Here is a 13,443-nt window from a genome sequence, read left to right as displayed (position 1 = left end):
GTACGATAATGGGGCAAAAACCGTTATTTATTAAATATTAGACAGACCTGTACGTTTTTGCTTACATGATGATAAGAAAAATACTACTTTTCTTCATAATTGGATATGTCACAATACATCACATAAGGAAATAGAAACAAAACAACGGAAGTCAGTTAAAACAACAAGAAGGATGTGACTAGCATCTCACCAACGATAATAAAAATAGAAATAACACGATAAACAAAAACTACAGCGCAAAAAACCCAAGCAGAAATGCTTGGGTTTTTTATTTGATTTATACTAAGTTCGTTTCATGAGCATCGCTGCCAAACAAAGATCGGCGCTGATCTCTAGGAATGCGTGGGCATTGTGTTGAAATCTGATAAAGCACGTTGGCTAAAGCAGGTAGGTGAGTCCCCACGACCGATTTGCCCGTTGTTAATAGAGAAACACTAATATCTCTTTCAGGGTCGGCCCAACATAAAATGTTGGAGAATCCTAAATGACCAAAAGCTTGCCCCGTCATTGGACCAAAAAGACCTACAGGATTACTACCTAACATTGGACCTAAGGCATAGCGCATTGGAATTAATAAAGTACGGTCAATGTTAACGCCTGTGGTCGGCAGTGTTGCCCTGAAAATTGTTTTCTCACTGAATATTTGCTGACCGCCGTAGCTTCCGCCACTTAAAAGCATTTCAAAGAAACGTCCAGCTTGCTCTGCACTCGTATAAATGTTGCCGGCTGGGCAAATTGTGTCCATGAAACGACTATCGTTAGTCACATCAACTGCAAGTTGCAACCCTCCACCTAATACATGATTTAGATAGTGATCGGTACCAAGCCGAGGGTGTAGACCCGTTGCACAGTTTAAGGCTACCTCTGAGCGGTTTTCTGGTTTTAAGCCATAATTGAAATAAGGCATTCCCATTGGCTTTTCGATAGTTTGATGCACAAACTCACGTAAATCCTGCCCAGTTACCCGTTCAATGACTTCACCTAAAATATAACCCGCCGTAACCGCATGATAGGCAAGATGGTTACCAGCAGGAGACACAGGCTTGGCAGCATATAAACGTTTTAAAATTTCATCTTTATCAAATAGGAGTTCGGGTGTGACATCGCCATCAATATAGGGGATACCCCCACGATGTGCTAATAAATGAAAGAGAGTTGCACGGCGCTTACCATTTACGCCGTATTCCGGAATATAGTAGCTAACAGGATCAAGCAAATTGATTTCGCCCTTTTCATCTAATAAATGAATCAGCATGGCCGTGATCATCTTAGATGCTGAAAACAGACAAACGGGCGTATCTGGAGTCGCAATCAGGGCATTCTCTTGTAGTCCTGCCGGCGAGTTCCCTTGAGCATATCCAATGCTTCTGTTCAGCAAAACTTTACCTTGTCTACGTAAGCAGAAGGTAATGAGTGGATAATTTCCGGTTTTATATAGTGCTTCTATACTGTTCCAGATTTTTTGAATCTGGCGTTCAGTCATTCCACCCTGTTCAGCAGCAACTTCATCTTGATGACGAATAACTTGCTCAATATTGTCCGGTACTGGACAAGTGTTGGTTGAAAAAATTTTCACACGTCCCTCGCGCTTCTTTCTTTTTATTCAAAGCTAGTGTGCAGGGTTAGCATGCTCGTGTCAGTGTCTAAAATGACAAGTTACTGAAAACTATTTTGCAATCCACCTATAGATACCTTAAAATAGGCAACTTGCTGTAGTGATGCACGGCAGTCAGTTGCCTCAACTGATTCATATCGTTTACTTTTTTAAGCATCTCGGAGAAATCGAATGGCTTTAACTAATGCAGACCGCGCAGAGATCATTGCTAAATTTGCTCGCGCTGAAAATGACACTGGTTCACCAGAAGTACAAGTAGCTTTATTGACTGCTCAAATCAATGATTTACAAGGTCACTTTAAAGCTCACAAACACGACCATCACAGCCGTCGTGGTTTGATCCGTATGGTTAACCAACGTCGTAAATTGCTCGACTACTTAAATGGTAAAGACCACGGTCGTTACACTGCTTTGATCGGTGCTTTAGGTTTACGTCGTTAATTCGATTTTCACTTTGTTTTCGCTATTTCGCATGTCGCAATGCTTTATCGCTGAAAAGAGAGTTTCACTTAATTTTAGGTTAAGTGATGTTTAGAAGGGGCGCTTGTGCGCTCCTTCTTTGCGTTTAATATTATTTAAAATTTTTGGCCTAGTGTGATGGCTTCTAAGCTTTGTCATTTATCTACCAACAGTTGTAGTCTGAATGCCAAACCTTAGGGGTCTCACTAGAATAAAATTAGGAAAATACAATACATGTCAATGTTTAATATCGTTCGTAAAGAATTCCAATTCGGTCAACATCAAGTCGTTTTAGAAACGGGTCGCGTTGCACGTCAAGCAAACACAGTTTTAATTACAATGGGTGGCGTAACTGTTTTAGTTGCAGTTGTTGCTCAACCTAAAGCAAAAGCGGGTCAAGACTTCTTCCCGTTAACAGTTAACTATCAAGAAAAACAATATGCAGCTGGTCGTATCCCTGGTGGTTACGGTAAGCGTGAAGGCCGTGCTTCTGAAGCTGAAACTTTAATTTCACGTCTTATTGACCGTCCAATTCGTCCATTGTTCCCAGAAGGTTACTTCAACGAAATCCAAGTAACAGCAACAGTTGTTTCTTCTGACAAAACTATGGATGCTGATATTGCAGCAATGCTTGGTACATCAGCAGCATTATCTATTGCTGGTACTCCTTTCCGTGGTCCAATCGGTGGCGCACGTGTTGGTTTAATCAACGGTGAATATGTTCTTAACCCGAACTTTGAACAGTTGAAAGAAAGTGATCTTGACCTTGTTGTTGCTGGTACAGAATCTGCTGTATTAATGGTTGAATCTGAAGCTAAAGAGCTTTCAGAAGACCAAATGCTTGGTGCTGTGCTTTTCGGTCATGACGAAATGCAAATCGCGATTCAAGCAATTAAAGAATTTGCTGCTGCTGCTGGTGCAGTTGAATCAACTTGGGTTGCCCCAAGCAAAAACGAAGCACTTCTTGAGCAATTAAAAGCAGCTTTCGAAGCTAAAATTTCTGAAGCATATACAATTGCGGTTAAACAAGACCGTTATGCAGCACTTGATGCACTTTATGCAGAAGCTGTAGCTCAGTTCGTTCCTGAAAATGACGAAACTGGTATTGCTGACGAAGTAAATGAATTATTTGAAGACCTTAAATACCGTACAGTACGTGACAACATCTTGTCAGGTAAACCACGTATTGATGGCCGTGATACTAAAACTGTTCGTGGTATCGACGTTCAAGTTGGTGTATTAGACCGCGCTCACGGTTCTGCATTATTTACACGTGGTGAAACTCAAGCGTTGGTAACAACAACTTTGGGTAATACTCGTGATGCATTAATGGTTGATACATTGTCAGGTACTAAAACTGACAACTTCATGTTGCACTACAACTTCCCTGCATACTCTGTAGGTGAAACTGGTCGTGAGTCTGGCCCTAAGCGTCGTGAAATCGGTCATGGTCGTTTAGCACGTCGTGGTGTTCAAGCTGTTCTTCCTGCTGCTGACCGCTTCCCGTACGTAATCCGTATCGTATCTGACATTACTGAATCTAACGGTTCATCTTCAATGGCTTCTGTATGTGGTGCTTCATTATCACTTATGGATGCGGGTGTTCCACTTAAAGCACCAGTTGCTGGTATCGCAATGGGCTTAGTGAAAGAAGGCGAGCGTTTTGCAGTACTTTCTGACATCTTGGGTGATGAAGATCACTTAGGTGATATGGACTTTAAAGTAGCAGGTTCTGCAAACGGTATTACTGCGCTTCAAATGGACATCAAGATTGAAGGTATCACTGAAGAAATTATGGAAGTTGCATTAAACCAAGCATTTGCTGGTCGTATGCACATCCTGAATGAAATGAATAAAGTCATTTCACGTGCTCGTGCTGAAATCAGCGCACATGCACCGACATTTGAAGTGATTAACATCAATCCAGACAAGATCCGTGATGTTATTGGTAAAGGTGGCGCAACGATTCGTGCCATTACTGAAGAAACTAAAGCTGCAATTGATATTGAAGATAACGGTACAGTTCGTGTATTTGGTGAAACTAAAGCTGCTGCTCGTGCTGCGATTGCAAAAATTCAAGCACTTACTGCTGAAGTTGAACCAGGTAAGATCTATGACGGTAAAGTAATCCGTATTGTAGAATTCGGTGCGTTTGTAAACATCATGCCGGGTACTGATGGTCTTCTTCACATTTCGCAAATTTCAAACGAACGTATTGCGAACGTGACTGACGTTCTTAAAGAAGGTCAAGAAGTGAAAGTACAAGTTGCTGATGTTGATAACCGTGGTCGTATTAAATTGACTATGAAAGACATTGAACAAGCATAATTGTTTGAATGACACGAAAAAGTCCGCTTGATGCGGACTTTTTTTATGGCATGATGCAAGTAATACAAAAACAGATCGTTGTGGTATGCAGGTTTATTATTTTTATCGCCATCAAAGCGACGGCTATGTCTTTTTAAGCCGCGAACAGCATAGTGAACATGTTCTGGAGTTTTTCTGGATTGATAGTGTCAGAACGGATGTGGTTAACCATAACGAAGAATGGCAACAAGAGATTCATAAGCTTTCAGGTGTGGTTATTAATGAGTTTCATATGCGGGATATTGCCAACATTGAACATCCCTGTGCATTTGATACGCTTGAAGAATATGACCTGTTAATTTTTAAGAAATTGGTTACGCCTGACGATGAAATTAAGCATGCAGAATCACAAGATAGTGTTTTTGGTTTAGCAACGACGCCGATTAGTTTTATTTTGACACCTGATGTGCTGATTAGTGTGCGCGAGCAGGGGAATAAGTCGATTGAAAACTATATTCAACGTCTCGAAAATATTTTATGTAAAACTTTAGAAGAACAAAACAAAACCCGTAAATTACCGAATTCACCCGTCGATTTATCATTACGCTTGTTAAATAGTATGGTTGATGGTTATCTTGATATCCGCTCACCATTGACGAGAAGAGTAGAGCATTGGCAACAACAACTATTGCAGGGTAATCGTCGTTTTAAACAATGGCACCAGTTGTTCCATGAGAATATGGCCTTTCAACAGGTCGAAAATTTATGTGAAGAACAAATTGAAACCCTTCAAGAGTTTCGGGATGAAATTGTAGAAAATTACCATCATGTTGTTGGCAGTCACATCCATAATTCTCAAGATATTTTACTGGTTCGTTTAAATGATTTAATGAGTCATGTTGAACGTATTCAGAAACATACTTTGCGGTTACGTAGTGCAATTCAGTCGGCCATTGATTTACATTTTTCTGCTATTGCAAACCAAACCAATGAAAACATGCGGATTCTTGCGATTATCACGGCAGTCTTTGCGCCGCTTACCCTTTTAACAGGCATTTATGGAATGAACTTTGAGTTTATACCTGGTCTTAAATCACCTGTTGGTTTCTGGATTATGTTGGGTGCCATGCTGATTAGTACGATTTTTCTGTTGTACTATTTTTATAGACAGCACTTGGTTGGGCGTGGTGAAAAAAGTGTGATTGATTTACTGGCTCAACAGCATCGTCAAGATCGGATGAATTTGTTTTGGTTTTTGGAATATGAGCCGATTAAACAGACTGTGAAGGAATTGGAGAAGATTACTCGGTTGAAGTAATAGGAATTTTCAAAGATCAGTAAAGTTGATTTGTTAGTACTGCCTCAAATTTAGGGATTAATTTGATACTTATTGTCTAGGCATATCCTTACTTTTGACTGGGCAAAAGTAACAAAACCCCTTGCTTGGACTGACGGTACATCCTTGTTACCGCAGTCCAAAAGGCGGCATCCATGCCGCCCATCACGTTAGCTCATACCTGTGTGAAAGATTATTTAGAAGAAAAAATCTTAATGAAAATGCTTCAACTGTTTTCTAAGTTGTTGTACTTCATCAATCAAATCTAACATCACCGCAACTGCTGCCAAACTTGCGTCAAAGTCACGTTGCAGACGATAAGCTTTACGTGCACGTGCCACATCTTCACCGATAAATTGGTGTGCTTCAGGCGTATTATCGACAGATAAAATGTCATATTCAATTAACTGAATAATCCAGTCAGGGCTTTGACCACAAGCTTGAGCAAATTGTTGTAGGTCAAATGTAGATTGTTCATCAACGACCTCCGCACTAAAGGTATGGCCGTCATATACAATTTCGCGATAATGAATGGTTGTCATGATCTTGCTCCCTAATGAGATGAACGAGGTTCGAATGAAGCGAAGGCTTCAGCCAGTTGCTGATAAGCTTGTTTTTCTTTTTCAGAATGTGCGGGTGGGAATACAATATTTAAAATTAAATAGAGATGGCCTGGCGTTTTATTTGGTATCCCTTTGTCTTTTAAACGTAGCTGTTGTCCTTGTTTTGCGTTGTGAGGTAAATTGACGTTTAAAGGTCCAGCTGGTGTTTTTACCTCAATACCTTGACCTAATGCAGCTTCCCACGGCGCTACATCTACAGTCAAATATACATCGCTACCTTCAACATGAACGCGGTCTGTATCTTTATACTGAATTTCAATATAAAGATCGCCATTGGCACCGCCATTGATACCACTTTGTCCTTGTCCACTTAAGCGAATTTGCTGACCTTCTTTCATACCTTTTGGTATTTTCACCTGTAAGGTTTTGCGTTGAACTTCAGGCTCGCCATAAGCATTCATGGTCGGGATTTGCAGGGTAATCTGTTGCGTTGATCCATGATAGGCAATATCAAGATCAACCTCTATGCTGGCATGTTGGTCTTCACCGCGATAACTACGCTGTTGTCTTTGGTACTGCTGCTGACCACCACCAAATCCTGCACCAAAGCGTCCAAATAAGTCTTCAAAACCGCTAAAGTCTGCTTGTTCACCACCTGTAAAGCCTTGGCGATAAAACTGTGCTCCATCAAAACCACCTTGTGCAGCACCCTGACCAAAGTTATTAAAACCTTGAGGATGATCTAACAACTGGTCATATTCAGCTTTTTTTTCTGCATTGCTTAACGTGTCGTAGGCAACATTAATTGCCTGCATCTTTTCTTCTGCATCTTTTTCTTTGCTGATGTCTGGATGATATTTACGGGCTAATTTTCGATAAGCTTTTTTAATTTCATCAGCAGAGGCTTTGCGTGTAACCCCTAATTCTTCATAATAATTTTTTGCCATAATGTTTTATCACGATGGAGTTGTTTATTTCATTATGAAACGATTTTTAGAGTTTTCAATAAGCTAGATTGTATAAGAGTTGTTCTATTCTAAAATGAAATTGATAGAAAAAGGTATAGGCAAATGAGGCCTATACCTTTCATGATTTAGATGAAACTTTGATATAAGCCATACAGGGCAATAAGTAAAAGTAATAAACCGCATAGCCCTAATATTTTTGGATATAAATGACTGTTAGAGAGGCGACGGAAGAATATATAAACCAAAGATAAGGTGAGGAAGTCTAAAACAATCCATGTCAGGGTGAGTATGGTTAGACTTAAATTTAATTGAGGGGTAATAGAGACGAATTGCGGAAAGAAGGCCGAGAAAAAGATAATATCTTTAGGGTTTGAAATACCGACGAGAAAGCCTTTTTTAAAGCCACCATTTTGTGCTGAAACTGTTTGTATCGCTTCTGGATGAGGTGCTTGAATTACTTCTTTAAGAATACTAAAACCCAAATAACCAATATATAGGCAGCCTAAAATACGAATGATATTGAGATAACTATCGTTAACACTCAGTACTCCCTTTAAAACGAGTACTGAAATAAAAATTAAGACAAGAGACGCTAGATTTGTACCAAAAATGGTTTCAAGCGCTTTTTTATAGCCTCCTTTAAGTCCAGCGCTTGCAACTAAAATCATTACGGGGCCAGGGGTCGCAATCATAATAATTACGCTAAAAATAAAGAGAAAATAATCAAAATAATTCATGGCGTTTTAAGCATCTATTTATAGGCTATAAAGTAGCCTTATATTATCCTATTTAAAATAAAATATTGAAAACTATCATCAAAAGTACAGACAAATAAAAAGGCGGTATATCCGCCTTTTTATAAATTTTAATAATTAACTCAAATGTTCACCAAATAATGCTAAAGCTTCTTCAGCAGTAAAAGTGTATTGAGTATTACAGAACTGACAATCCATACGAATAGGGTTCTGTTCTTCTAAGGTTTCATGAACAGCGTCTACACCAATTTGAATCAGTGCATTTGCACAGCGTTCTTTTGAACATGTACAGCCAAATTTTAGAGCTTCAATTTCTGGTAAACGAACTTCTTCTTCGTTATATAAACGATATAAAATTTCGTTTGCATCTAAATTGGTCAGCTCTTCGGCTTTTAATGTTTCGGTCAACATCGTCAAACGTGGCCATAAATCTTCATCGACCAAGTTTTGCTCTTCCTCATCATGACGTGGTAAAAGCTGAATCAGTAAACCACCAGAGCGTTTGGTCGTACTTGCTAACACAATACGAGTTGGAATTTGTGCAGACAAATCGTAATACTGCATTAAACAGCCAGCTAAAGTTTTTTGATCAAGAGGGACAATCCCTTGATAACGCTCGCCAAATTCAGGTTCAATATTAATAAATAAAACTGGATTAACTAAAGCGCCAAGAACTGTACTACTGTCTGTTGCTTCGATGAAGCGTGGGTCCGTTTCGTAATCAGCTAGAGCACGTACTTCACCCAAATGATTACATTCAGCCATTGCCCACTTAAAGGTACCGCTAGCCTGGATTTGCAAGCTGATACGGCCTTTGATTTTTAGTGTACTTGCAAGTAATGCAGTCGCACTCAACATTTCACCTAACAGAATTTTAACCGCAGGCATATAGTCACGTTGAGCTAAGATAGTTTGTAATGCCTCTTCTAGATGAACTACTTCCCCACGAACCGGAAAGTTCTCAATATAAAAGCGTTGGCGTAAATCAGACATAATATTCTCCAGGGCCCTAAGCAGAGTATAACTATTTCGTTTTAATCAAGCTTAGGAAATGCAGCGAAGCCGCAAGCCGGACAGGGGCAGCTTTGTGCCCATTGTCCAATTATTTAGGCAATGTGAATAAGTCCTTAATATAGCCATTTTTTGAAATCTCAAGTTATTCTAGATGATCTCTTGTAATGTCGATGCGATTTGGCTGTAAATGGCGCTTTAAATTCACATCATGTTTTGATGTAGCCTGTTGTTGCGCATCACTTTCAAACAAATGTTCAAGTTCGGCTAAGGCATTACGATGTGTTTCAAAGATCTTCTGTTCATCAGTATAAATACTTTGCTGCTGTATGAGCAATTTCTCATCATAATCCCGAAAGATTTCGATATTGTTATAGGCTTGTTCATCTGAGATACCAAGTTCTCGTAAGGCGCGATAAGCCATACCTAATGAGGATAAATACGTCTCACGCCAAATGTATTCAACGCCTAAATCTCTTAAAAGATGGACATGGTGACGGTCACGAGCACGAGCCAACAGCTTTAAGTTTGGATAATTTAATCTGAGATGGCGAGCGACATTCATTGAATCCTCAACATCATCAATCGCTAAAATAAATACTTTGGCTTTTTCAATACCCGCAGAACGCAATAAATCTGGCTGGGTCACATCGCCATAATAGAGCTTACCGCCGTATCTACGAACAAAGTCCACTTGATGAAGATTATTGTCGATTGCAGTAAAGCCTAAGTGCTGCAAGCGGGCAATACGCGCAATAATTTGTCCAAATCGACCAAAACCAGCAATAATAATAGGGTTATCCTGCTGAGGAATTTCATCGTACTCAGGTGGGAGTTCTTTATTAAACAGAGGAATGACCTGGGTTGCCATAATCCAGTAAATCACTGGGGTAAGTACCATCGACAACGTCACAATAAGGGTCACTGGCTCTAATAGAGCTTGAGTTAAAATTTTCTCACTTTTGGCAAGACTCAGAATTACAAAAGCAAATTCTCCGCCTTGTGCCAAGCAAGTGCCCAAAAGCAAACTATTGTTCCAACTGTATTTTTTATAGCGGGCAATGGCAGTCAATATCAGTGTTTTGATGAGCAATAAGCCGACTGCTCCACCAATAATAAGTAAAGGCATTTCAATGAGTAGTGACAGTTGGGTGGTCATACCCACGGTCATAAAGAATAAGCCAAGTAGTAAACCTTTAAACGGTGCAATACTCGCTTCAACTTCGTGACGAAATTCTGAATCTGCTAATAATACACCTGTGAGGAACGCGCCTAACGTCGTGCTAATTCCTAAAGTATCCATAAGCAAGACAACTGCAAGGATAATAAATAATCCTACTGCTGTAATAAGTTCAGTCGCTCCACTTTTGGCAACAAAGCGGAAGAATGGACGCATCACATAGCGACTAAACAAAAACAAGCCCGTAAAGGTTGCAATAATCGCCGCAAAATAAGCGATCCCGTGATGGGTTGATTCTGTTCCTGCCAATAATGGAATGATGGCAAGTAAGGGAATCGCCGCTATATCTTGAAAGAGCAAAATCGAAAAAGACTGCTGACCATAAGTGGTGTTGAGTTGCTGCTTTTCAGTCAGAAGCTGTAATACAAAAGCGGTGGAAGATAGCGCAAGGGCAAAACCAATGACAAAGCTAACAGAAAGCTGCTGCTTAAAGAGTAATAGTATGATCAGCATAAGTACGCCACCGCTAATGAGGACTTGCAGACTTCCCATTACAAAAATAGAGTCACGCATTTCCCACAACCGCTGTGGTCTTAGTTCTAAACCAATAAGGAACATCAATAAAATGACACCGAATTCGGCAAGTTCCATAATTGCTTCAGGATCATGTGCAATGTTTAAAACACTAGGACCTAGAAGTATTCCTGTAAATAAATAACCTAAAACTGTTGCTATCCCTAGGCGTTTGCCAAGAGGGACTAAAATCAGAGAAGCTCCAAGAAAGATTGTTGCTTGCAGTAGGAATGACATTCATTGCCTCGAATGTATTAGTCTCTTTTAAGTGTAAAGCCAAAAAGGCTTCTTCACACCATGATATTCAAATCATCTAATTAAATTCTTGCGGATCGACATCAATTGATAGCCTGAGTTGATGCTGTCTTGGTGCATGAACCAATTGAGACCACCATTGTCTTAAGTAAAAATGTAGGCGAGCACGGTCAGCAGATAAAATCACCATGTGGGCACGGTAGCGCCCCGCTTTACGTTCCATCGGCGCTGGAATAGGTCCCCAAATATCAACAATCTCACCAGCGACTTGACGAAGTTGCTCGGCAGCTTCATTTAAAAATTGTAAGGTATAGTCACGATCTTTAGATTCTGCACGAATTAAAACTGCATAACGATAAGGTGGCAGCAAAGCTACTTTACGTTCAGCCAGCGTTTGTTTGGCAACCGCGCGATAATCTTTTTCGATGAGTGTGGTGAGTAGTGGATGATCAGGTCTTAAGGTTTGTAAATAAACATGGCCTTTGTGTTCACCACGACCTGCACGACCAGCGACTTGTACAATCAGCTGCGCCGTACGTTCTGGTGCACGGATGTCTACACTGAGTAAACCTGCATCAATATCTAAAATGGCAACTAATGTGACATGTGGAAAATGATGGCCTTTTGCCAACATTTGAGTGCCGAGTAAAATTGTTGGTTTGTTTTGATGAATACGGTCATAGATTTTTTGCCAGCTTCCGACACGACTGGTACTGTCACGATCGACCCGAATGACATCATGATCTGGAAATAGTTCTTGTAAGTGCTCTTCAACCTTAGCGGTTCCTGCACCTAAAGTTTTTAAGCTTTTTTGCTGACATTCAGGGCAATGATCGGGTAAGCGATGAATGGTTCCGCAGTGATGGCAGTGTAAATAAGAATAAGGCTGAGTGTGTAAAGTAAAATGCGCGTCGCAATGTGGACAATTTGCTTGCCATCCACAGCTTTCACAAACCAGTACAGGTGCATAGCCACGACGGTTTAAAAAGATTAAAACCTGTTCTTTTCTAGCCAATGTATGCTTGATTTGTTCAATAAGAGGCTGGCTGATTCCATGCTGTTTTTTGACAATTTTAAGGTCAATCAAATGCATTTTAGGCAAAAGTGCATGTCCAGCACGTTTGTTGAGTTGCAGTGCAGTTAATTTGCCAGTTTCGACTAAATAATAACTATCAATACTTGGAGTTGCCGACCCTAAAATAACAGGGCAGCTTTGCAAGTGACCGCGGTACAGTGCGACATCACGCGCATGATATCGGAAGCCTTCTTGCTGTTTATAAGACAGGTCGTGCTCTTCATCTAAAATGATGAGGCCCAAACGTGGCAGTGGCGTATAGATGGCAGAGCGCGTTCCTAAAATAATAGACGCTTTTCCAGTCTGTGCCTGTTGCCATGCTTGTAAGCGTTTGGAATCATTTAAGCCAGAGTGCAATAAAGCAATATCACAGTTAAAACGAGACTTAAAACGGGAAATCGTTTGAGGGGTTAAACCAATTTCAGGTACTAACACCAGTACTTGTTTACCTTGCTTTAGCACCTCGTGCATGATGTGCAGATAAACTTCGGTTTTACCACTTCCTGTTAAACCATCTAGCAAAAAGGCTTGGTATTGATGCTGTGCATTTACGACGTGCTGAGTTGCTTTCTTTTGGTCTTCATTGAGCGTGAGCGGCATTTGTGCCAATTGAACAGGTGTGGGGCTAAAGTCATGTGGTTCGAGCGTGCAGTCAACCAGTCCTTTCTTTTGAAGTGCTTTAAGCGTTGCTGTTTCTACACCACTTAAATTGAGAATATTTTCTGTAGTTCCAGCAGGGTGTAATTTTAAAATTTGATACGCATCTTGTTGCTTAACAGAACGTTTTAGCAGGGCGTCAACATTGTCACAGGGTGTGATTTTCCAAAGATGGAACAAAACATCCATCGGTTTGCCCTGACGCAATAACGCGGGTAGGGCAGTTTGCATAACTTCACCAATTGGAAATTGGTAATATTGCGCGGACCATGTCAATAAACTTAAAACTTGTTCATCTAAAATTGGTTCTTCATCTAAAAGTTCAGAAATGGCTTTAAGCTGAAATTTACCTGTAAATGGCTCATGTGGATTTACTTTTTCTGTAATGATGCCAATCAGGTTTTGGCGCCCAAATGAAATAGCGACGCGTGAGCCTACGTGAGCCCGTTCATATTGTGCTTGGGTGAGTGTATAGTCAAAAGTGTCGTACAGATGCACAGGTACGGCTACACGCACACGATAAACAACTGAATCTGGCTTTGGCGTTATGGTCATAGAGGCTCATTTCGTCAATTTTAAAAAACGGCATAGCGTCGTGAAGAGGACTTGGGTATTCTACACAGGCTATAGAACGAATATGAATGATTGCGTAGCATAGATGCAACAGCAGCGACTATTATTTTTGGAAA

10 protein-coding genes are annotated in these 13,443 nt (G+C 40.3%); 3 read left to right on the top strand and 7 right to left on the bottom strand.

What is annotated here, in order from left to right; genetic code table 11:
- Positions 1-277: 277 nt before the first annotated feature.
- Entirely contained in the window at positions 278-1,576 is a 1,299-nt protein-coding gene (locus QLG01_RS10685; protein WP_282496415.1) for a serine hydrolase domain-containing protein, read from the bottom strand.
- A 210-nt stretch (positions 1,577-1,786) separates the two neighbouring features.
- Here QLG01_RS10685 and rpsO point away from each other — a divergent pair, with 210 nt between their 5' ends.
- The 3 genes from rpsO (at position 1,787) to QLG01_RS10670 (ending at position 5,699) form a co-directional block, all read left to right on the top strand.
- Positions 1,787-2,056: a 30S ribosomal protein S15 gene (gene rpsO, locus QLG01_RS10680; RefSeq protein WP_002114951.1), complete on the top strand. Its 270-nt coding sequence runs from the start codon at positions 1,787-1,789 to the stop codon at positions 2,054-2,056.
- A gap of 258 nt (positions 2,057-2,314) precedes the next feature.
- Positions 2,315-4,402 carry a polyribonucleotide nucleotidyltransferase gene (gene pnp, locus QLG01_RS10675; RefSeq protein WP_171056879.1) on the top strand — a complete coding sequence of 696 codons (2,088 nt, stop codon included), beginning with the start codon at positions 2,315-2,317 and terminating at the stop codon, positions 4,400-4,402.
- 85 nt (positions 4,403-4,487) lie between these two features.
- Positions 4,488-5,699: a magnesium transporter CorA family protein gene (locus QLG01_RS10670; protein WP_005301909.1), complete on the top strand. Its 1,212-nt coding sequence runs from the start codon at positions 4,488-4,490 to the stop codon at positions 5,697-5,699.
- Between the two features lie 230 nt (positions 5,700-5,929).
- On the opposite strand, the gene QLG01_RS10665 is transcribed toward QLG01_RS10670, so the two are convergent.
- The 6 genes from QLG01_RS10665 to QLG01_RS10640 all read right to left on the bottom strand — a co-directional run bounded on the left by QLG01_RS10665 (position 5,930) and on the right by QLG01_RS10640 (position 13,309).
- On the bottom strand, positions 5,930-6,259 hold the full coding sequence (locus QLG01_RS10665; RefSeq protein ID WP_005301912.1) for a chaperone modulator CbpM: 330 nt from the start codon (positions 6,257-6,259) through the stop codon (positions 5,930-5,932).
- An 11-nt stretch (positions 6,260-6,270) separates the two neighbouring features.
- Positions 6,271-7,227, bottom strand: a complete 957-nt coding sequence (locus QLG01_RS10660) for a DnaJ C-terminal domain-containing protein (protein ID WP_005301915.1) — start codon at positions 7,225-7,227, stop codon at positions 6,271-6,273.
- A 146-nt stretch (positions 7,228-7,373) separates the two neighbouring features.
- Positions 7,374-7,985: a LysE family translocator gene (locus QLG01_RS10655; RefSeq protein ID WP_005301917.1), complete on the bottom strand. Its 612-nt coding sequence runs from the start codon at positions 7,983-7,985 to the stop codon at positions 7,374-7,376.
- 135 nt (positions 7,986-8,120) lie between these two features.
- Entirely contained in the window at positions 8,121-8,996 is an 876-nt protein-coding gene (gene hslO / locus QLG01_RS10650) for an Hsp33 family molecular chaperone HslO (RefSeq protein WP_005301920.1), read from the bottom strand.
- Positions 8,997-9,159: 163 nt separating this feature from the next.
- Positions 9,160-11,004, bottom strand: a complete 1,845-nt coding sequence (locus QLG01_RS10645) for a monovalent cation:proton antiporter-2 (CPA2) family protein (protein ID WP_282496414.1) — start codon at positions 11,002-11,004, stop codon at positions 9,160-9,162.
- A 76-nt stretch (positions 11,005-11,080) separates the two neighbouring features.
- On the bottom strand, positions 11,081-13,309 hold the full coding sequence (locus QLG01_RS10640; protein ID WP_250374842.1) for a primosomal protein N': 2,229 nt from the start codon (positions 13,307-13,309) through the stop codon (positions 11,081-11,083).
- Between the last annotated feature and the right edge of the window lie 134 nt (positions 13,310-13,443).

It is taken from the genome of Acinetobacter sp. V89_4 (assembly GCF_029967875.1).
GTDB lineage: Bacteria > Pseudomonadota > Gammaproteobacteria > Pseudomonadales > Moraxellaceae > Acinetobacter > Acinetobacter oleivorans.
Note: the sequence above shows the minus strand (reverse complement) of the source record. Positions and strands in the feature narration are given on the sequence as shown.